General features: G+C 42.8%; 18 protein-coding genes and 1 tRNA gene. 9 read left to right on the top strand and 10 right to left on the bottom strand.

All coding sequences use genetic code 11. The features are described 5' to 3' along the window. Window positions 1–14: 14 nt before the first annotated feature. Entirely contained in the window at window positions 15–248 is a 234-nt protein-coding gene (locus PHF18_RS01855; RefSeq protein ID WP_300097572.1) for a hypothetical protein, read from the top strand. A gap of 396 nt (window positions 249–644) precedes the next feature. Here the strand turns inward: PHF18_RS01855 and PHF18_RS01850 are convergent, their stop codons facing one another. The 8 genes from PHF18_RS01850 to PHF18_RS01815 form a co-directional block, all read right to left on the bottom strand. After that, a complete protein-coding gene (locus tag PHF18_RS01850) occupies window positions 645–1058 on the bottom strand; it encodes a response regulator (protein ID WP_300097570.1) in 414 nt (137 codons plus the stop codon). A gap of 35 nt (window positions 1059–1093) precedes the next feature. Beyond that, complete coding sequence (locus PHF18_RS01845; protein WP_300097568.1) at window positions 1094–4597, bottom strand: PAS domain-containing protein; 3504 nt, start codon at window positions 4595–4597, stop codon at window positions 1094–1096. A 950-nt stretch (window positions 4598–5547) separates the two neighbouring features. Beyond that, a tRNA-Ala gene (locus PHF18_RS01840) sits at window positions 5548–5619 on the bottom strand. A 66-nt stretch (window positions 5620–5685) separates the two neighbouring features. Next, complete coding sequence (locus tag PHF18_RS01835) at window positions 5686–5955, bottom strand: elongation factor 1-beta (RefSeq protein ID WP_300097566.1); 270 nt, start codon at window positions 5953–5955, stop codon at window positions 5686–5688. A gap of 93 nt (window positions 5956–6048) precedes the next feature. Next, window positions 6049–6219, bottom strand: a complete 171-nt coding sequence (locus PHF18_RS01830) for a zinc finger domain-containing protein (protein WP_300097564.1) — start codon at window positions 6217–6219, stop codon at window positions 6049–6051. 206 nt (window positions 6220–6425) lie between these two features. Next, entirely contained in the window at window positions 6426–7103 is a 678-nt protein-coding gene (locus PHF18_RS01825) for an amino acid kinase (protein ID WP_367279124.1), read from the bottom strand. A 94-nt stretch (window positions 7104–7197) separates the two neighbouring features. After that, window positions 7198–8178 carry a hydantoinase/oxoprolinase family protein gene (locus tag PHF18_RS01820; protein WP_300097562.1) on the bottom strand — a complete coding sequence of 327 codons (981 nt, stop codon included), beginning with the start codon at window positions 8176–8178 and terminating at the stop codon, window positions 7198–7200. Between the two features lie 94 nt (window positions 8179–8272). Next, complete coding sequence (locus PHF18_RS01815; protein WP_300097560.1) at window positions 8273–9265, bottom strand: ATP-grasp domain-containing protein; 993 nt, start codon at window positions 9263–9265, stop codon at window positions 8273–8275. Between the two features lie 502 nt (window positions 9266–9767). Here PHF18_RS01815 and PHF18_RS01810 point away from each other — a divergent pair. From PHF18_RS01810 to PHF18_RS01775, 8 genes are all read left to right on the top strand, one after another. Next, entirely contained in the window at window positions 9768–10124 is a 357-nt protein-coding gene (locus PHF18_RS01810; protein ID WP_300097558.1) for a heat-shock protein, read from the top strand. Window positions 10125–10250: 126 nt separating this feature from the next. Then, window positions 10251–10844 (top strand): nucleotide exchange factor GrpE, encoded by a 594-nt coding sequence (grpE, locus tag PHF18_RS01805; protein WP_300097556.1) that lies wholly within the window; start codon window positions 10251–10253, stop codon window positions 10842–10844. 405 nt (window positions 10845–11249) lie between these two features. Beyond that, window positions 11250–13100, top strand: coding sequence for a molecular chaperone DnaK (gene dnaK / locus PHF18_RS01800; protein ID WP_300097554.1), 1851 nt, complete (start codon window positions 11250–11252; stop codon window positions 13098–13100). A 112-nt stretch (window positions 13101–13212) separates the two neighbouring features. Next, window positions 13213–14382, top strand: a complete 1170-nt coding sequence (gene dnaJ, locus PHF18_RS01795) for a molecular chaperone DnaJ (protein WP_300097552.1) — start codon at window positions 13213–13215, stop codon at window positions 14380–14382. A 250-nt stretch (window positions 14383–14632) separates the two neighbouring features. Beyond that, a complete protein-coding gene (locus PHF18_RS01790) occupies window positions 14633–14899 on the top strand; it encodes a hypothetical protein (protein WP_300097550.1) in 267 nt (88 codons plus the stop codon). Further along, on the top strand, window positions 14896–16242 hold the full coding sequence (gene trkA / locus PHF18_RS01785; RefSeq protein WP_300097548.1) for a Trk system potassium transporter TrkA: 1347 nt from the start codon (window positions 14896–14898) through the stop codon (window positions 16240–16242). The genes PHF18_RS01790 and trkA (PHF18_RS01785) overlap by 4 nt, the downstream gene beginning before the upstream one ends. A gap of 354 nt (window positions 16243–16596) precedes the next feature. Next, window positions 16597–17943 carry a Trk system potassium transporter TrkA gene (gene trkA, locus PHF18_RS01780; protein WP_300097546.1) on the top strand — a complete coding sequence of 449 codons (1347 nt, stop codon included), beginning with the start codon at window positions 16597–16599 and terminating at the stop codon, window positions 17941–17943. An 80-nt stretch (window positions 17944–18023) separates the two neighbouring features. Then, a complete protein-coding gene (locus PHF18_RS01775; RefSeq protein ID WP_300097544.1) occupies window positions 18024–19454 on the top strand; it encodes a TrkH family potassium uptake protein in 1431 nt (476 codons plus the stop codon). A gap of 693 nt (window positions 19455–20147) precedes the next feature. Here PHF18_RS01775 and PHF18_RS01770 read toward each other — a convergent pair. Beyond that, on the bottom strand, window positions 20148–21371 hold the full coding sequence (locus PHF18_RS01770) for a digeranylgeranylglycerophospholipid reductase (RefSeq protein WP_300097542.1): 1224 nt from the start codon (window positions 21369–21371) through the stop codon (window positions 20148–20150). Further along, window positions 21368–21544 carry a 4Fe-4S binding protein gene (locus tag PHF18_RS01765; RefSeq protein WP_048130397.1) on the bottom strand — a complete coding sequence of 59 codons (177 nt, stop codon included), beginning with the start codon at window positions 21542–21544 and terminating at the stop codon, window positions 21368–21370. The genes PHF18_RS01770 and PHF18_RS01765 overlap by 4 nt, the downstream gene beginning before the upstream one ends. Window positions 21545–21880: the final 336 nt, after the last annotated feature.

The raw sequence follows: 21880 nt of genomic DNA, 5'->3' as shown, positions 1-21880 counted from the left end.
TGCTAATCTATTATATGAACGGTTTTTCTCGCTCTGATCCAAAACCCCCCATAATAAGAGCCATCTTACTTTTATTTACTATCACAAGTTTCCTACTTCTGACTGTAGGTTCGCTGTATATCGATATGTACCCTGATAATCCGGAAACAGGTGAGTTTCTCGTAAACACCGCAGGGCCTGTATTCTGGTTTTTCTGCGGAATCTGGATCCTTTTTAATGTAGTTACTATCCTTAACTCCAGGCGCTAGAAATCTCTAGAACTATTTAAACAGGTTGCTCCAGGTAAGTTGGCAGAGCCACCTTATTTGTTAGGTTGAAAAGCGGTTTCCGGAGAAGGGGAAAATGTTTCTTAGATCATGCGCAGGTTGTATAATATTCAGGGTTGCCTGAAAATATGTCCAACCTGTATTTCCTGAACAACTATTCGTGAAAAATTCTCAGCCCTGAAGGTATAAGAGCAGAAAAATCCAGTTAAAAAACGAATCGTATAACTTCTAAGAAAGCCGATCCCATTTATGGGGAAAATGTATCCGTTTTAACAATAAGGAGGGAAGTTTCTTTCCTCTAAACTGACCTTAAGGCGAAGAATTCAGGGAGCTGGAGTTCCCCGGATACAGGCATTATTTAAGATGGATTGACGAATTTTATTCGTCATTACCGGAACTTTCAATCTCTTTTTTTTTGGCTCTGTGTTTATGGAGTGCCATCTCAATATTGCTGTGCAAGTCTTCTTCTTTGAAAGGCTTAGAAATATATCCTGCTGGTTCTGTCATTTTAGCCCTTTCAAGGGTTTCATCGTCAGTATAAGCTGTCAGGTATAGTACAGGAATTCGAAGGCGAGTTTTTATTTCACGGGCAGCTTCAATTCCATCCATATCCCCTTTCAACATGATATCCATCAAAACAAGATCCGCATTCGTCAGCTCTGCTTTTCTTATTGCTTCCTCTCCTGTGGACGCAGTACCTGGTACAGTATAACCCAGGTTTTTGAGCTTGTTTCTTATGTTTAGAGCGACGATGTTCTGGTCTTCAACAACCAGAATTTTTGCCTTTTTCATTGTATCTCCCCTTTGATACTGGATACTTTTTCAGATTACTGGCAGGACTCCTTAAACCAGATCTTGAACTTAGTCCCCGAACTTTTCTCAAGTTCAATCGTGCCGTCCAGTTGCTCTACAAGTATATTTACCAGCTGTAGACCCAGAGAGCTCGTGTTCCTGAAATCAACATTTTCCGGAAAACCCAATCCATTGTCCGAAACTACCAGTGTGTACTGGATATTTTTATCAACTGAACTCTTAGAACTACTATTACTAATGATATTACTTATACTTTTATTCTCATTATTTCCTTCTGTTCTGCAGAGTTTGATGCAAACTTCACCTTTCCAGCCTGATGGAAATGCGTGTTTTAGAGAATTGGATACAAGCTCATTGATAATTATCCCGAGAGGAATTGCAGTATCCATTCCCAGAAAAACCTCTTCGATGTCAAGCTGCATATTGACATCTCCTTTTCTTACAGTGTATGAGTGGAACAGGTCCGTTGTCAGTTTTTGAAGGTAAGCTGAAAAATCCATGGTCTCGTTATTTTTTGACCTGTAAAGCTCCTCATGAATTATTGCCATTGTAGCAACACGGTTCTGACTCTCACGGAAAGCTTCGAGAACTTCCATGTCGCTAAATTTCTCTGCCTGAAGTTCAAGGAGGCTTGAGATTACCTGCAGGTTATTCTTTATCCGGTGATGTATTTCCTTTTTACGGATTTCTTCCACTTTTGCAAGAGATTCTTCAGCTTCTTTTTGTTTGCTAATATCATAGACTGTCCCCTGCATAATTCTCTTTTTGTTCGCAGGATCAGAAACATTCTGGAGAATCTCACGGACCCACCTTAGTTTTTCATCCCTGTGCCTTATCCGGTACTCGTGTTCTATAAAGAGTAAGGGGTCGTTTGCCAACCTCTCCCTATTCTCAAAAAGCTTTTCCCTGTCTGCAGGATAAACAAGCTGATACCAGTCAACTTTTCCGGAGATGAAGTCCTCTTTTCTGTATCCTGTAGTTTCTTCTATATTACCGTCTATGAGAATCAGGGTGAAGTCAAGTCCCATCTGAAAAGCAATTCCTCTGAAGTTTTTCATGAAGGACCTGTAGCGCGCTTCGCTTTCTTGCAGTTTTTCCGAAGCCAGTTTAATACCTGTTATATCTTTCATTACCCCGAAAGCTTTTCGAATGTTCCCGTTTTCATCTTTCAGATAGACTCCACTGTCTTCCAGATAAATATAATTTCCATCCTTCTTCCTGAACCTGTACTCAACATGGAACTTATTTTCCTTTTCTTGAAATGTCCTGAGTTTTTCCAGGGCTCTTTTCCTATCTTCAGGATGAATATGGTTTGTCCATAAAACATTCTCGAATTTGTTAAATTCTTCTACTGTATATCCCGTGACATCCTGAATAGCTCCTGCCCAATTGACAATATTCTCTCTGATGTCATGTTCAAACACTATCTGTCCTGTCTGTTCGGCAGCTATTCTGAACCTCTCTTCATTTTCAAGGAATTTTTCCTGGGCAGATCTCTTCTCTGTGATATCTTTTACTACTCCGACTGCCATATACACACAGCCTTTTTCATCTTTCAGGTAAACTCCCTCATCCTCTACATAGAAGTAACTTCCGTCCTTTCTCCTGAGCCTGTAGTTCTGATGGAAATCCCCCCCCTGATGCAAACAATATTCATGAGCATACCTTACCTTCTGGAGATCTTCCGGGTGGATCAGGTTAATCCATTCATTAACCCTAATTTTCTGGAACTCCTCATAACTATACCCTGTAATCTGAGGAATTGCTCCTGCCCAGTCAATTTTGCCTTCTGTAAAATTATCGTAATATAAAAGCATTTTAGTTTTTTCTGCGATCATACGATAGCGTCTCTCACTCTCTGCCAGTTCCTCGTGGGCAAGTTTTCGATCAGTGATATCTTTTATTACCCCAAGAACCCTGCATATATCTCTGTTTTCGGCTTGCAGGTAAACACCTCCGTCTTCAACGAAGATGTAGCTTCCATCTTTTCTTCTGAACCTGTACTCTTCAGAGTATTTCCCCCCATTTTTTATGCACTTTTCATGGGCTTTTACCGCTTTTTCGCGGTCTTCCGGATGGACGTGCTGAGCCCACACTTCGGGAGTGAAGCCCTGAAACTTTTCAAAGCTATATCCTGTAAGTTCTTCAACTGCTCCTGCCCAGTAACTGTGATTATTTTTAATGTCATAATCATAAACGAGTTGCCCGGTCTGTTCGGCTATTATGCGGAACCTTTCCTCGCTTCTTTCAAGGATTTCCCGAGCAAGTTTTCTTTCTGTAATATCCTTTATTACTCCGACAATCCGGTAAACCTGGGAAAGGTCGTCCTTAAGGTACACGCCGCTATCTTCTACATGGAAGTAGCTTCCGTTTTTCCTTCTGAACCTGTATTCTTCAAGGTATTTCCCTCCGTTTTTCATACCCTTTTTATGTGTTTCCCAGGCCTTTTTGCTGTCTTCGGGATGTATATGTTTCCTCCAGCCTTCCAGGTTTACCTGCCTGAATTCTTCAGGGCTGTAGCCTGTAAGCTGTGGGATTGCTCCAGCCCAGTCAGTTTGTTTTGATCCTATCTCATAATCATAAATTAACTGCCCTGTCTGCTCGACAGCAATCCTGTATCTCTCCTTACTTTTTCTGAAAATTTTTTCAGCTTCTTTGCGCGAGGTAATATCCAGCATTACACCCACAATTCCGGCAACTTCTCCGGAACTATCTGCATAAATGGCTTTATGGAACAGGAAGTCTCTAATTACACCATCAGCACAGATAACCCTGGTTTCGTAGTAATGGTTTCCCCCTTTATTGAGAAGCTTCCTGTCATGATTGTAATATATCTCAACCAGTTCTTTTGGAATTCTCTTCTGAAACTCAGAGAATGATTCCCCTATAACCATCTCTTTTGGAAGCCCCATGATTTGCCGGGCAAAACTCTCGTTACAGTTCGCATAAGTTTCATTCAGGTCTCTCTGGAATACAGGGCTTGGAATGCTGTCAAGAAGGGTCTCAAGAAACTGTACATTGTTCTGAAGGGTTTTTTCAATCCTTGTTCTCTTGGTTGCTTCCTGATCAAGTTTTTTGTTTGCTTCCATATACTCAAAGGTCTTTAGCTCAACAAGTTTTTCCAGTCTCTCATGACTTGACCTGAATTTCTCTTCAGCCCGTACTCTGTAACTTATGTCAAACCCATAGATGTCTGTGCACTCATCTTTCGAATGAGGACAAAGTTTGAGGGCATACGTAGCATTCCCTATGTTGATTTCAAGGGTCTCGGGTGTTTTATGTGAAAATATCCTTATTATACTGTGCCTCAGTGATTGAGGAAGCTCTTCTCCTTCTTTTATACCCCAGTGTTCAAGAAGACAGCAGGCTGCTCTGTTGGCATAAAGAACCTTTCCATTCTTTTCTACTCTGAGAACCGGGTTAGGGTTCTCCGAAGGAAAAGGCTCTATTATTTTTTCGCGCAATTCTATTGAGTTTTCAAGGTCTAATTCCCCAGCCTCTTCTTTTTTCTCGGGCAAGGTGTTACTTTTAATAACTTCCAGTCCCCCATTTTTTACTTTTTGCCTTAGTCTCTTTAATCTCGTAGCTATAATCGTATTTTCGCTTAAAAACAGGGTTAAAAATAGCCTTTTGCGGATTTCCCCATTTTTCCGCTATTTGTCCCCTTTAATCCGACGTATCGGGGTTTTATTGTAAAAAATATACGTGGCTGTTAGGTATCCATTATTTAAAAAGTATATGATATGTTCCCGGATTTTATGAAGTTAGATCGGGATCTTATGAAACCAGATGCTTTGTAGACATCGTTTTCCAGGCAAAACTTCAACGAACTTTTCGGAGAATTATTGATTTTCCGTATGTCACTTCTTCTGCTAAAGGTAAACTTCAGGAAAGCAAAAGCACAGGAAATAGTAGGAGAGCACAGGAAATAGTAGGAGAGCACAGGAAATAGTAGGAGAGCACAGGAAATAGTAGGAAATAAACATAGGTGTAAAATACTACATCAAAAAAGAAGTTTAACTAAGAGATTCTCCCTTTAAATAAATTTTGTATTTTATAGTTGGCCAGGAGAGTTTTAACTTCCCCCGGCCATCTGAGGGGGTTATTCTAGCGTGGGATTACCCCACGAATATTTAAAAAGAGTTATTTGTATTTAATTCTTTGCATTTTTTATACTGTCATCCGGTGTATCGTTGTCATTTTCGGCAATATAAAGGGTCATTGTTTCTTCATAATCGGAGGACTATTTTATCATTTACCTAAAATAATTAGTAATGTAATCGGGTTATATTAATTACCATTTTTATCAATTTGAGCCCACAGTGAATAGCAAACAAGGTGAAATATCGATCATATCTCTTAAGGGATCAATATAATTATAATCAATATACTTATAAAAGAAAATTAAAAATAAATTCCCTTCTTGAAAGGCAGAATCAAAAAGTGCGGGTATTTTTAAAGATTTTAGTGGACTCGGCGGGATTTGAACCCGCGGCCTTTACGTTGCGAACGTAACGATCTACCCCTGATCTACGAGCCCTTTTACGAAAAAGAGAATAGTGAAAAAAGATTTTCCGAACACATGTGTCCGGTTCTTTTTTCCTTCTCAGATACGGTAGGCTTCCAGAACCTGAACATTCTCGACGCCGGAAACTTTTGCAAAGGCTTCTTCTGCAGGTTCAGTTCCGCCTTCTTCGTCATTAACGATCAGCGTAACAATCAGGGCCTTTAATCCAAAGGCTATTGGCTCTTCCACTATGTCCCCGTGAAGCTGGGCTCCTGCCGGAATTACGGTTATGAGCTTCTCTTTCAGCCCTAAAAGGTCGGTTTCAACGCTTTCTGGCATTATTTTTATTTTTGCTGCAACATCACCCATTTCAATCTCTCTTGTAATTTATATGATTCTATTGACTAATTTCAAGCTGTTTTCATAATACTCTTCTGGATCTTTCGGAACTTTGCCCAAAAATCAAGGAGCTTTGAATCCACATTTAGGACAGGTATATACGTTACCCTGCTGCCTGCAGCTTGTACATCTTCCGATCTCTTCTCCGCACTGGGGGCAGGGAAACTTCACATAGCCTTTTTCCACAAGACGGATTCCGCATGAGGTACAGTATTCTATTTTATGTGACGACATTTTACTTCTCCTTAATATTCCTTCTTCCTTATAGTGAACTAATGAATTTTACAATGAATTAACCGGTGAATCAGGCACTTTCCTTAAGCTTCAGTATCCTGCTTTTTTCTGCACCTGTATTAACATCAACAAGTCTGATGAACTGAATATAATGATGCTTTTTGGACACGGTTTGCTTCTCTCCCTAGTCATATACGATATACAATTTAAATATTCCCCTTTACCGCCGTACAGGGCACAGGCTTTCCGTACACTGCCTGAATCACTCTTTCCGGATATTTCCCATTTATAATTCTGCATCCCATTCTGTTTCTTTGAAGGAATCCGGGCAGGAAAGGGTCGATACAGCTTTCAAAGTTTTCTGAAAAGTCGGAGGTAAAAATTTCCCTGACCAGTTTTCCTTCCCTGAAAATCCCGTCAACATCCGTAGCCTTAATGAACAGGGCTCCAGTCTGCTTCGCAACCCAGGCAGCGATCGTGTCCGAAGTTACGTTCCAGGAATGGGGTAGAGGATCTTCTGCCTTCAGCAGCCTGTAGGGAAAAAGAATCGAAACGCCTGGAGGCAGTTCTGTTATTGAATCCGTGCCCATTGCATCGCTTTTGTCCTGAAGGTAACAGGCGTACTGCTCCATACCAAGTACAGCCATCCAGTGAGCTGCATCATCTCCAATTCCGAACCTCTCGTCAGCTCTCCTTACGGCATCTGCAAATACTCCTCCCCCGGACACGATAAGGATGGAATAAAGACTTTTTTCGGGAACCTGCTTATCAGAATCAGCCCCCGAATGTCCTGAGCCAAATTCTTTTACGAGCCTGTCAATAAGTTCCGGAGCTTCGCTGATAAGGCTTCCTCCTACTTTAATAACTACCCGCATGGTTTTCATTGATATATCTCATCAGTTAAGGTTTTTCTCAATTAATGGTTTTTCAGTTGCTGTTTTTCTTCAGGGAAACAGATCTTTTGGAGTTTTAGTTTCCTTATTTTTCGGTGTCCAGCAAGCGGGCGGCAGCATATGCCGGAAAGACCTTTGAGATCTCTTCTCCCCATCGCCCTGATACAGAAATGCATTCAAATCCGAGCCTTTCTGCAGCTTCCTTAATCATAAATTCTCCCAGGCCCGCTGATGCAATCTTCTTAAGTCCATTTCTTTCCGCAACTTCGAAGATCGCTTCAGCCAGGACAGAGATCTGTTTTTCTTTCACCTGCTCTGTGATCTCGTATATTTCCCTATCCTCCACCTCTGAAAGGTCTGCACAGACAAGCCTTGCAATTCTGCGCATGGCATCTATTTTGCTCCTGCCTGCTCCGTCGGCAGTCTCACATGTGTACGCATCTTCATCGATTTTCCCCAGTATAAGATACGCATCTGCTGTCGTTGCAAAGAGTTCCGAGGATGTCCTGCACATGCCTTTCTCAAGCTTTACCTTTTCAAGAAGTACGGCGAGGTTTGTTCTTAGGGTGCCTGCGTATACAAGTTCGCTCCTGAGCAGACGTTCAAAGTCTGTAAGTCCTGCCCTGTGCTCCCCTGATATGATCGGAATAATATCACTTGTGGTACTGCCAACATCAACAAAAATGCAGTCTCCTACCTCTTCTCCTATCAGCCTGGCGGAAGCTGCCCAGTTTGCTGCAGCAAGCTCCCTCAGGGAATTAGCTTCACTCTGGAACCTTCCCTGGCTGTTTATATACGAAACTCTTTCAGAGCCGAAAGCAGAATCAACTGTTTCTTTTATGAACCGGATGCCCTGCTCTTTGTCTTCAAAACAGTCCGCAAGCTCTCCGGTCATCACAACAGCAACTCTTTCAGGGTTTAGCCTTTGCGCAATCTCTTTTAATATTTCCGGAAGCCTTGTGTTTTTCCAGAGAGGCAGGTAGTGAAGTTCCACAAGAGTCCCGTCCGAGGAAGCAAGCTTTGTGTTTGCTCCTCCAATGTCAAGCCCTATAATTTTTGAATACATTTCGATTCCTTTCCGTGTTTTTCCAGGTCTGTAATTATTCACATTTATTCACATTTTCTTTGGTTTCAAGACATTAAGCAGGATTCCCGTCACTTCAGTGGCAGGTAGTTGACTTCCTTCCGAAAAGCTCGCCAAGCATATCTTTTGAGAAGTGATATTCCCCTTCGATTCGCACTGAATCAGGGAGTTCTCCGAATCTATTTTTGAGAAGAAGTTCGCCTATTTCCTCCTTCATGACTCTGCTAATCCCGAATAATGAGGCTGTAGGTCTTGGATTTACATCCACGACATAAGGAAAATCCGATAGTACGATATCCACACCCACATACCCAAAACAACCCAGACATTTTACTGCAGAGATCGCAGTCTCATAGAGTTCCTCTTCTCTGGGAGTCTGGTAAGGAGTAAGGCTGCCGTTATATTTTATGCCCGAAACTCCGGTTTTCGGAGAGGTTTCTCCTTCCCTGTCCTTGTTTTCTTCAAACTCGATGAACTGGCGGTTTACCGTCAGTGGTAGCGGTTTTTTTCCTGCAATAAGGCTTACGCTCAAATGTTTTCCTTCAATATATTCACTTGCGATGTACTCCCTTGCAATGAAATCTTCTGTCTTTTTGAATTCCGTAACAAGAGATGTTGCCTCTGCCCCACATCCGAATCTTGGTTTTATAACATACCTTTTGCCCTTTTCAGCTCTTTCCGCAATCTCAGGAGCCTTAATTCCGGCTTTTTTCAGGACTTCTGTGCACAGGACTTTATCCGCACAGCAGGCTGCCGATTCCGGTGAACACCCCAGGTTTACGGTGTTTTCTTCAAGGATCCGGTTCAGTTCGGGAAGCATTCCGTCTGGAGCAATAAGCAGTCCGGCATCACACTTCTTTGCCTCCTTTTCAACTACCTGCCTGAAGCTTTCAGCCGTGGATTCCAATGGTGTACCTGCACCTATTTCTGTACTTGCAGCCGGGTAGTACACCTCATGCCCCACCCGGATAAAGCTTTCTGCGAGTGTTTTTAACATAGCTGCCCCTTCCGGGATCAGGGACTTTTCAATATCCGTGCCGACAGCGAATTCTGCAACCAGGATTTTCATCGGAGAAGAAAAACCCGGTCATTTTATATTACTTTTTGTCTTGCACGGAATGACAAATATCCCTGAAAAATGCCGTTCCTCATTTTCCACTGTTTCTGAACAGTCAGCGGGAAAATAGGGTTCTAAAGTTAGGTAAATAAGTTGGCAGTTTCCCGAATCTGCTGTAAATTCGGAGTCAAGTTTTTGTAGACGGTACATGAAACTGGTCTACTAATATCGAGTTTCCGATTCGATAACTTTTTAAAATATGTAGTTTTACAGAAAAATTGGCACACTGTCAATAAGTTAATAAAGAAATCTGAAGGAAAAATGGAAAGTAGGAAATTAATCCGATTACGTAAGTAAAGATTTATATAATTTATATAGTTTATAGATTAAAAGGTAAGCATTATGGTAAATATTATAATACTTGATGGTGGCTGGTAAAATCAACAGCAAAAACCCAAATTCTCAGTCTTTGTTTGAAAATCCTTTTGTCAAAACCCTCTCTATTTCGGTTCTCATGGGTATATTCCTGGTTGATATGGGGCTCGGGCTATTTGAGATATTTTCTTCTAAATCAAGTCCTTTGCCTTCTGCATTTGTATTCATGATCTTTGCAGTGATGTTTATCGGGGGAATGGTCTTCTACGAGAAACAGGGTCTGGACACTATGAGTTCCCTTATGGGAGGAACACTTGCAGGTTTTGGGCTTTCCTTCGTATTTGTTTCTCTTGTAGGAGGCGTGCAGTTTGCGTTAGGAGGGGGAATTTCCGTCCTTGGATGGGAACAGGTAATTTCAGCAGTTGCGGCTTGCATGATTGCAGGTGTTGTAATGCTCAAAGCACTATCTTATAAACTTCAGAACCACTTTTACTGATTTTTCTTTTTTTTACTTTTGCAGGAATATATGCCATATACATCTCCGAAAACTATTTATAGAATTACAAACAATCACAGATCAATATGAGTGTAACAGTTGCAATAATCTAATGGGGATCGATAAATGAAGAAGTCCAGTAAAAAGGAAAACATGCACTCTAACGAAGATAGCCAGGAACAGGCTGAAAATTCCGAGGAAACAACATTAAGTCCTGAAAATGAACCTGTAAGTTCCAAAGATGAAAAAAGTCAGGAAGTTACCTGCAGGGAGGAAAACAAACTTCTTAAGGACCAGCTTTTCCGGCTTGCAGCTGATTTTGATAATTTCAGGAAACGGACCTCTCGTCAGATGGAAGAAAATCGAACAGCTGTGCTTGAGCAAGTGCTTCTGGACTTTGTTGAAGTGACAGATAACTTCGATCGTGCCATAAAATCTGCAAGAACTGCAGAAGATATGGGGTCGATTGTAAGTGGAATTGAGCAGCTTTCAAAGCAGTTTTTTTCCATCCTGGAAAAGTACGGGCTTGAAAGGATTAAATGCGAAAAGGCAGGCGAGTTTGACCCTCACAGGCATGAGGCTGTCCAGCATATCGAAACCTCCGAAGTTCCGGATAATTCCATAGTTGAGGTTTACAAACATGGATATGTTTTGAAAGAAAAAGTTGTCAGGCCTGCCATGGTTTCGGTGTCTAAAACCCCTGAAGAGATAAAGAAATAAAGACTGAATAATTCAAAATCAAACTTATGTTTAAACTGAATTTACGTTTAAATCAATATTGAATAAATCAATATTAAATAACTACCTAAATATTAAATTCAAAATATGTCAATTTACTAAACGTGAATCAAAAATATTGAAATCCTGTCAGTAACATGACAACTTTATTAAATAACTTGTCTAAGTAGGCTTAATTGATAAGTAACTTGACTAACCCTTTGACTAAGTAATTTCACTAAATAATAGAATTTAACTAAATAATAGAGCCGATTGGTCAGATTGAATAAGCTTGTTAAGTATCTTCCAGGTAACTTAACCAGGAATTTAACTGACTAATCTAACAAACAACTTAACCAGTTAATCTAACTAAATAATTTAATTGATAATTTACTGTGAGGATATAACATGGCAAAAATACTGGGTATTGACCTTGGTACTACTAACTCATGTATGGCAGTGATGGAAGGCGGGGAAGCTGTCGTGATCCCGAATGCAGAAGGTGCTAGAACAACTCCTTCAGTCGTTGGATTCTCTAAGAAAGGGGAGAAACTTGTGGGTCAGGTCGCAAAGCGGCAGGCCATTTCAAACCCGGATAACACCGTATACTCCATTAAAAGACACATGGGAGAAGCCAGCTACAAAGTCACACTTAATGGGAAGGCATACGCTCCGCAGGAAATTTCTGCAATGATTCTCCAGAAGCTCAAATCCGATGCAGAGGCTTATCTTGGAGAGTCAATAACGCAGGCGGTTATCACAGTTCCCGCTTATTTCAACGATTCACAGAGGCAGGCTACAAAAGATGCAGGTTCAGTTGCAGGGCTTGAAGTCCTGAGGATTATCAACGAGCCGACTGCTGCATCCCTGGCTTACGGGCTTGACAAAGGGGATGTAGAGCACAAGATCCTTGTCTACGACCTTGGAGGCGGAACCTTTGACGTATCCATTCTGGAACTTGGAGGCGGAGTCTTTGAGGTAAAGTCCACAAGTGGAGACACTCACCTTGGAGGCGACGACTTCGACCAGCGCATTATCGATTACCTGCTCGCAGAATTTAAGAAAACAGAAGGAATTGACCTTTCCAAAGACAGGGCCGTACTCCAGCGCCTGAAAGATGCTGCTGAAAAAGCCAAGATAGAGCTTTCAGGAGTTGCCAGCACCAACGTCAACCTTCCCTTCCTGACAGTCAGTTCTGATGGGGAACCAAAGCACATGGATGTTGACCTGACCAGAGCCCAGTTCCAGAAGATGACTGAAGACCTCCTGGAAAAGACTCTTGTATCCATGCGCCGTGCACTCAGCGATTCAAAGCTTACATCAAAGGACCTTGAAAAAGTGATCCTTGTCGGAGGCGCAACAAGGATGCCTGCCGTGGTTGAACTTGTGGAAAATTTCACCGGCAAGAAGCCCTACAAGAACATCAACCCTGATGAGGCAGTTGCAATCGGTGCAGCTATCCAGGCAGGAGTCCTGGGCGGAGAGGTAAAAGATATCCTTCTGCTCGACGTTAACCCCCTTACCCTGGGTATCGAGACCCTTGGAGGCATTGCAACCCCGCTCATCCAGAGGAACACCACCATTCCTACTAAAAAGAGCCAGATCTTCTCAACTGCTGCTAATAACCAGCCCTCAGTCGAGATCCATGTCCTGCAGGGAGAGCGCGGGATAGCTTCCGAAAACAAGACCCTTGGGAGATTCACCCTTGACGGTATACCTCCGGCTCCGAGAGGCATCCCTCAGATTGAGGTTACCTTTGACATTGATGCAAACGGGATTCTGCACGTCAGTGCAAAGGACCTGGGGACAGGCAAGAAGCAGTCCATTTCCATCCAGAAACCTGGCGGACTTTCTGACGACGAAATCGAGCGCATGGTAAAGGATGCGGAACTTCATGCTGAAGAGGACAAGAAGCGCAAGGAAGAAGTCGAGACAAGAAATAACGCCGAAGCCCTAATCAATGCCTCAGAAAAGACTATCAAGGAAGCTGGAGATGTAGCAACCGAAGACCAGAAGTCAAAGGTCAATGCTGCAATCGAAGACCTGAAGAAAGCCCTTGAAGGCAAGGACATTGAAGACGTCAAGGCAAAGACAGAGGCTCTTCAGGAAGCCGTATATCCGATATCGACAGCCATGTATCAGAAAGCTCAGGAGGCACAGCAGGCTGCAGGCGGAGAAGGAAGCACGGATGCCAGAGACCCTGATGAAACGGTCGTTGATGCAGACTACGAGGTAGTTGACGACGAAAAGCGTAAGTAATTAAAGAAGAATTAATATCTAACAACAGGCGCCTGATAATTTGCAGGCATGACCGGTAACCTGTCTGCAGGTTCCGGATTTTTATCCTTTTTTAAAATAACAGGGAATCCTGATGGCTACAACACGTGATTATTACGAAATTCTCGGAGTATCTAAAGACGCCTCAGTCGAAGATATAAAGAAGACGTATCGAAAGCTTGCACTGCAATACCATCCTGACAAGAACAAGGAAGCAGGGGCTGAGGAAAAGTTCAAGGAGATCTCTGAGGCTTACGCTATTCTTTCAGACACTGAAAAACGAGCTCAGTACGACCGCTTTGGGCATGCCGGAATTGATGGGCAGTACAGTGCAGAGGACATCTTCCGGGGCGCGGACTTCAGCGGGTTCGGAGACATTTTTGAAATGTTTTTCGGGGGTGGCAGAAGAGGTGGCCCTATGGGACCAAGGAGAGGTGGAGACCTCCAGTACGACCTCTATATAACCTTCGAGGAAGCTGCTTTTGGAGTCCGTAAAGACATTGATATTCCAAGGACAGAAAGGTGTTCTGCCTGCTCGGGAACAGGAGCAAAAGTGGGCACAAGCCCAAAGCGCTGCCCTACCTGTGGCGGCACAGGGCAGGTCCGTACCACTCGTTCAACTTTAGGGATGCAGTTCGTGAGCACCACTTCCTGCAGTACCTGTCACGGCAGAGGCCAGATAATTGAGTCACCATGTCAGGTCTGCGGCGGCGCAGGTAGAGTCCGGAGCAGAAAAACAATATCAGTCAACGTACCTGCAGGGGCAGACTCAGGCATGACCCTCAGGCTCAGTGGAGAAGGAGATGCAGGAGAACCGGGAGCGCCTTCCGGAGACCTTTATATAATCACCCATGTGATGGAACACAAGCATTTCAAGAGGGTCGATTACGATGTAATCTCCGAACTGTCAATACCTTTCACCCAGGCTGCACTCGGAGCAGACGTTATGGTTGATACCCTCTACGGCAAGGTCAAAATGAACATCCCGGCTGGGACCCAGACCCATTCCGTCTTCAGGCTCAAGGACAAGGGCATACAGCACCTGCAAAGTCACGGCAAAGGAGACCAGCTCATAAGATTAATAATCAAGACTCCCACAAAACTTACTCAGGAACAGAAAGAACTTCTTCGCCAGTTCGAATACCTGAGTAATGGAAAGAAGCCCGAAGGAGGGGGAAAGAGTAACGCTGAAAAGCAAAAAGGTGATAAGTCCAGCAAGAGTAAGGGATTTTTTGACAAGGTAAAAGATGCCTTAGAGGGTTGAAAATAGAGTTTCTGGCTCAATTTTCACTTTTTTTCAAGTATTTTTCTAATTTCCTTTTTCTTTTCCTTTTTATCTCTATTTTAATTAATAATTTTCTTTATATAATTCTTTTTTTATTTAGATCTTTTCTATACAGGAAGCTTGAAAACATTTATATATACCTGTTTAATTCTATGGCTAGGAATCATATTTAATCCGCAAAAGTATAGGTTTGAGAAATTCTGGTTTGCAAAACGTTTAATTTCCAGAGATGGTAAACACGCTGATTTATTTTACTACAACTGATCATGTATCGAGCAGCCTTTTACGCTTCAACATTATGCCTGGTATCTTTTTTATGTTTATTTTAGCTTTGATCCCTTTTACTTTGACTACTTTAACTTTGGTTATTTTTACTTTGATTATTTTCGCTTTAATTACTTTTATTTTAATCCGCCCTATGCTCATTGCATCTGGTTCAATAATTCCTGAAGTGGTAGATTCATTAAAAACAGTTTATTTTGAAGGTGTTCTATGAAGGCTGTAATTATTGGTGCAGGGGAAGTAGGCTATCATATTGCAAAAGCCCTCTCTCCTAAAAATGATGTGGTAATTATAGAGAAAGACGAGGAAGCAGCAAGAAGAGTAGATGAACTTGATGTGCTCGTAATTGAAGGAAACGGCGCAAACGCGGATATTCTTTCAAAAGTCTTGCAGAATGCTGACCTTCTCGTGGCTGTTACAGGCGTTGATGAAATCAACATCGTTGCCTGCATGACCACCAAGCTGATTACAAAGAGCAAACCCGGCTGGAAGGCCACAAAGACCATAGCAAGGGTTAGCAATCCCGATTACATAGATTCTCCAGTTACTTCAAGGGCTCAGGTTGGCGTTGACCTTATGATCTGCCCTGAACTTGCTCTCGCATCGGAAATTGCTGATGTACTCTCAAGCCCTTCTGCCATAGATGCGGAGATGTTTGCCGAGGGGAAAGTAAAGATGACTGAGTTTGCAATAAGTTCGGAAAGCAGACTTGTGGGAAAGAAGATACAGGACCTTCAGCTTGCTGACTGCTGCATCGTCAGTGCGGTTTTCCGGGAAAACGAAATAATAATTCCTCACGGAGACGATTTAATCAAGGTAAACGACCACATGGTAGTTGTGGGAAAGCCAGAAGCTATGGAAAACCTTGAAGCTGTTTTCGGAAGTCAGGTGCCTCACAGAACCAGAATTCTCCTTATTGGCTGCGGAATTGTAGGTATCTATCTGGCAAAACTGATAGACAAAGAAGAAAACGTTGACCTGAAGATTATTGAGAATAGGAAGAGCCGTTGCATAGAAGTGGTTGAGATGCTTGAAAACGCCCTTGTGCTCAACGGGGACGGGACTGATGTTAGCCTTCTCAGGGAAGAGAATATTGAGGATATGGATGTTGTTGTTGCGGTTACGAACAGTGATGAAAAGAACCTTCTCTGTGCCCTGCTCGCAAAGCAGCTCGGGGCAAAGAAGGTAATTGCAAGAGCTGACCGCTCGGACTACCTGCCTCTTTTTGAGATGGTCGGAATAGACATGGCAGTAAGTCCCAGGGAAGCAACCGTAAATGAGGTCCTAAAACTTACCATGGGCAAAGGAATACAGACGCTCACGACTATCGAAGGTGAAAAAGCTGAAATCATAGAATATACGGCTTCTGAGAAGTGCAGGATTGTCGGCAAGCCTTTAAACAAAGTAAAGTTCCCTAAAGGAGCCCTTATCAACATGGTAGTACGCGGAAAAGATACTATAATTCCAAGAGGGGATTTCGTAATCAACAAAGGGGACCGTGTAGTTATTTTTTCCATGGCTTCTGCTGTTTCTGAAGTGGAAAAAATTTTCAGGTAAGTTTTACGAGCTAAGATGTTTTTCCTCTGAATAATAAAACATCTTTTAATTCATTCATTATTTTGTTTTCATACACATAACTGGTGCTTAAATGCACCACCAGGATTCTTTTTTGCAGGAATATCTCTTTTTTTGATTTGATCTACATATGTGTCTTTGATATCTTTGTCTTCATTTTGTTTTATATATTATTTTCAGTTATCTCAGTGAATTTTGAGCCAATAAATTCCAAATTTCATAAGGTGGAGAGTATATTTCTTAAATATCTGCCCGTTTACGTTTTCTTATTTCCAAAGACTACTTAAGCAAGCAGGATAATCTATTTGGAAACAGTCTTTTCTTTGAGGGAATCTTATGAAAGCAGTGGTTATCGGAGCAGGCGAAGTTGGATATCATATCGCAAAGTTTCTTTCCCTCACACACGATGTGGTTGTTATCGATAACGATGAGGACGCTCTTAGACGGGCCGATGAACTGGATGTTCAGGTTGTGGAAGGGAACGGCGCAAACGCCGATGTTCTTGCAAGCATTCTTCCTGATGCGGATATTCTCGTTGCTGTTACCGGGGTCGATGAAGTTAATATCGTTGCCTGTATGACCGCAAAGCTGATCATAAAATCTCATGTCGGCTGGGGAGAAACAAAAACCATTGCCCGGGTGAGCAATCCTGATTATATAGATGTACCCGTTACTTCCAGAGCACAGGTGGGGGTAGACGTTATGATCTGCCCTGAACTCGCGCTCGCTTCAGAGGTTGCCGAGGTGCTTTCAAACCCTTCTGCAATAGATGCGGAAATGTTTGCCGGGGGTAAAGTTCAGATGATGGAATTTGCCATCCGCCCTAACAACAGGTATGTAGGGAAGCATTTGCAGGACCTCAAGCTTGAAGACTGCTGTATTGTCAGTGCTATCTTTCGGGAAAACGAAATACTCATCCCTCGTGGGGACGATATAATCAAAAAAAATGATCACATGGTGATCATTGGCAAGCCCAGGTCCATGGAAGGTCTCAAGAGCATTTTCGGAGACGAAGAATCCCACAGAAACAGAATTCTCCTTATTGGCTGCGGAATTGTGGGTTTTTACCTTGCCAAAATTATCGATAAGGATGAGAACGCCGACCTCAAAATTATTGAGTACCGGAAAAGCCGCTGCATAGAAGTGGCCGAGGTGCTGGAAAATGCTCTTATACTCAATGGGGACGGCACTGATGTCAGCCTTCTCAGGGAAGAAAATATCGAGGACATGGATGTTGTTATTGCAGTTACGGACAGCGACGAAAAGAACCTTCTCTGTGCCCTGCTTGCAAAGCAAATGGGCGCCAAAAAAGTGATTGCAAGAGCTGACCGCTCGGACTATGTGCCTCTTTTCGAGATGGTGGGAATCGATATTGCAGTAAGCCCGAGAGCAGCAACCGTAAACGAAGTCCTCAAACTTACTATGGGGAAAGGCATAGAAACTCTTGCAACTCTTGAGGGTGAAAAAGCAGAAATTATCGAATATACGGCATCATTGCAGTCAAAAATCGTAGGAAAACCGCTCAACAAGGTCAAATTTCCAAAAGGTGCAATCATTACCATGGTGGTTCATAATGGTGATGTTGTTGTTCCCAGAGGGGAGTTTATCATCCGGGAAGGAGACAAAGTCATCGTTTTTGCTCTTTCTTCCGCTGTCCCACATGTTGATAAATTGTTCAGGTAAGCAATAAATATGAATACTTTAAATGGATCATAAGCTGAATACATTAAAAGGATCATAAGCTGCAAAAACAGAGGATATGCATGAATTTTAAGATTGTTTTTTATGTGCTTGGCGGTTTACTCAGGCTTCTTGGAATGCTTATGGTTATTCCTCTTGGAGTCGCTTACTATTACGGAGAAAGCCTGACGCCTTTTCTTGTTTCTATAGTAATAACCGTCCTTACCGGCTTAATCCTGCTTTCCTACAAAACCGATGAAGACTGGATGCGCAAAGAAGGCTTTGCAATCGTTGCTCTGGGTTGGCTTGCTGCTGCTGTTTTCGGGGCAATTCCTTTCATGCTGGACGGGATTTCTCCCCTCAATTCTCTTTTTGAATCCATGTCGGCCTTTACCACCACAGGTTCGACAATCCTTACTGATATCGGAAGCCATCCTAAAGGCATTCTCTTCTGGCGGTGTATGATGCAGTGGCTGGGCGGTATGGGCATTATTGTGCTCTTCATTGCTATCCTGCCAAAACTCGGAGTTGCCGGCCGCCAGCTTTTCCGGGCTGAAGCCCCGGGGCCCACGGAAGATAAGCTAAAACCAAGAATAAGGGAAACTGCAAAGATCCTGTGGATGGTCTATTTTGTCATCTCATTTGCGCAGGTTGTCGCTCTCATGCTTGCAGGTCTTTCGCTATATGATGCAATCACTCATACTTTTACCACAATGGCCTGTGGAGGTTTCTCGCCTTATGGGGCGAGCATTGAAGCTTTTCACAGCCCTCTGGTCGAATTCATAATAACTTTCTTTATGTTCGTCGCAGGCGCAAACTTTGCCCTTCATTACAGAGCGATTTATGTTGACAAGGACTTCCTTCTAAAAGACGATGAATTCCGCTTCTATACAGCCCTCACCCTAGCAGCAACCGGACTTTTGACCCTTCTGCTCTATCGCGACCTTGGTACAGGTCTTTTTGATTCTTTCAGGCTTTCCATCTTTCAGGTAGTTTCCATCATGACCACGACGGGGTTTGCCACAACGGACTTTAACCTCTGGTCCGAATCGGGAAAGATGGTTCTTCTTCTCGTTATGTTTATTGGCGGGTGTGCCGGTTCTACAGGTGGAGGCATTAAGGTTGTGCGCATCCTTATGCTCCTCAGGCACGGAAGAGTAGAACTTTTCAAGTCCCTTCATCCGAGAGCCATAAGAAGTGTAAAATTCAACAATAAAACCGTGCCAGATGAGGTTATAAACTCTATTTTCTCTTTTGTAGTGATCTATCTCCTTATTTTTATCTCAAGCGCCCTTCTCCTCTCGGTATTGGGTATGGACATCATAACTTCAATTACTGCTTCCATAGCCACTCTCGGGAACATAGGTCCAGGCCTGAATGTGGTAGGCCCTATGGGTACTTTTGACCCCATCCCTCCTCTCGGAAAATTAATAATGATTTCAAATATGTGGATTGGAAGGCTTGAAGTCTACACCGTTATCGTGCTCTTTACGCCGGAGTTCTGGAACAAGTGATTTTTTGAGTACCATCCTTTTCAGCTTTAAGCAAAACATGGGTGGGGTCTGATTAACTGTTGATCTATTCCAGAGCCCCGGGGGAGAGGATCTTTCATTTTTCACTCCCTGCGCTGCCAATGGGCCTGGACCAGCCACCAACCAGATAAAAAGCGACCAACAAAACGACATCTCATTAAGAGAGACAATAAGCTGAAGAAATGCCCACGGGCCGAGAGAGCACTTTCCTTTACCTCGGGGTTGGTTTTTAATTCACAGGTAATACAGGCGCTTCCGCCAGCTTATCTCGCGGCCCGGCAAAAAAAGAAGTGAAAAAGAGACTTGAAAAAGAATGAGTTAAATATCCATTTAATTCTATTTTGTTCTCATTAGTACCGGTTTTTCTATCTTTTTTAGTATTTGCTCTGTTTATGTCACTTTTACTTTATGGCTTTTATTTTCGGTTATTTTGTCCTTCGTAATACCGCTCTCCTGCGTCGAGTGTGACAAAAACGACACGATAAAGTGAATGAGGTTGTACTGGTCATAAATATTTCTCAGTAGTCCTCTTGAGCGCAGCGAAAAGGACCGCGGGCTGTTGCACTTGCAGTGCAACTCCCAGAAAATCTCCGATTTCCTGAGATCCCGAATCGCAACTCGGGCAAAAAGTCTAAAAAAAGAACAATAAAAAGAAAAAGACCTGTTTTTCAGGCATTATGTTCTGTTCTTTACCACTTCTTTTGCTGCGTCCTTGAAAAGTATGCGAAGGTCCCAGAGCAGTTTTTTATTGGCTTTGAAGAGTGCCTGCAGGAGGTCAAAAAGTCTCATTCTCTCAAACTTTACTTCCTTGAGGGAATAGGCAAGGGCGTCCAGGTCCTCGTCCCCCAGGTTGATAAAACAGTTCTTTACTATGAGGCTCATGTCTATGGCATAACCTGTGGTTTCTCTCCAGCGTTTTTCATAGACTTCTTCAAGCTTTCCAAAAGATACGTCCTCTGCGGATATAGCTTCGTAAGCAGCCTCTCCGGCAAGCTTTCCTGCATCCATCGCATTAAGGATCCCGCCACCTGTGATCGGGTCGGACTGACGTGCAGCATCTCCAACAAGCATTAACCCGTTTGTAGAGGTTTTTTCAATGCTTCCCGAGACCGGGACTCCTCCGAATACCATTTCTACGATACTGGCGTTGGGGAAGTTTTTCTCCATAAATCTATTGAGGTAATCGATAGGTCTGGGCTTGAATTTTCCTGTCTTGCTTCCGAGAAGTCCGACTCCTACGTTGGCTTTGCCTTCGCCCTTCGGGAAGATCCAGATGTAGCCTCCAGGAGCTAGCTCACTTCCTATATAAAATTCACAGTATTCCTGGTCTATGTCCACGCCTGATATCAGGTACTGGGCGCAGGTTTCAATATCTACAGGTTTCAGGGCGGTATCTATCCCTGCCCACCTGCCTACCTTGGACTCGACTCCGTCTGCACCTATGACTATTTTGGCCCGTACCTCATACTCTTTTCCCAGGTGCATTAGCCTGGCTCCCTTCACAAAGTCATCTTCAATGATCAGGCCTGTTGCCCTTGTCTTTACCCTGACCTCTGCTCCGGCTTTTGCAGCATGTTCAGCGAGAGCGCGGTCAAATATTTTTCTTTCAAGGACATACCCAACCTCTCCACCGGAGATTTCCTGTGCCATTTCGATCTTCGTGCCATTAGGGGAGAAAATACGGGAACCTTTAAGGTCGGCGCAGATCCAGCTGTTGTCAATTTCAATGTGTTTTTTAAGATATTCTTTATTCACACCTTCGGCGCAGCGTACAGGATCCCCTATTTCCTGGCGCTTTTCAATTAAAAGCACATCAAGTCCCTTTTCAGCTGCTGTTTTTGCTGCAATGGAACCTCCGGGCCCTGCTCCTATCACCAGAACATCATACATATCCTTCATTTCATTACCTCAATTGCTCCCACAGGGCAGATGCGATCACATATCCCGCATTGTATGCACATACTTTCATCTACTTCAATCCAGGTTTCCACAAGTTCGAGTGCTCCCTTAGGGCAGACTCCCACACAGGCACCACAGTATCCACATTTGTATCTATTTATGTTGATGCTCACCAGCTCACCTGTCAGTTTTAAAGGTAAATCATGATCTTTAACCAGCAGAGATAGTCTTTTGCAAATAATATGGCATGAATATAAAGGCTCGCCAATGTAATGCCATATTATTTAATCCAATGACTTTTATATAATTTCCTGACACGTCTCTTTTTTGATGACAATGTTTTCGGAAATTATATTCTGTTAATGAATCTTTTTCGGCTCTTAAGGTCTATATTTTATTATTTGAGTTTCTTTTTGAGAAAGGTAATGTTCAAATTCAGATTTATCCGTTTAATATAATTTTTCTAATCAGTTTCCACATAATTGTATTTATCTACTTTAAAGTTATTG

The organism is Methanosarcina sp. (assembly GCF_028693135.1).
Taxonomy (GTDB): Archaea; Halobacteriota; Methanosarcinia; order Methanosarcinales; family Methanosarcinaceae; genus Methanosarcina.
Note: the sequence above shows the minus strand (reverse complement) of the source record. Positions and strands in the feature narration are given on the sequence as shown.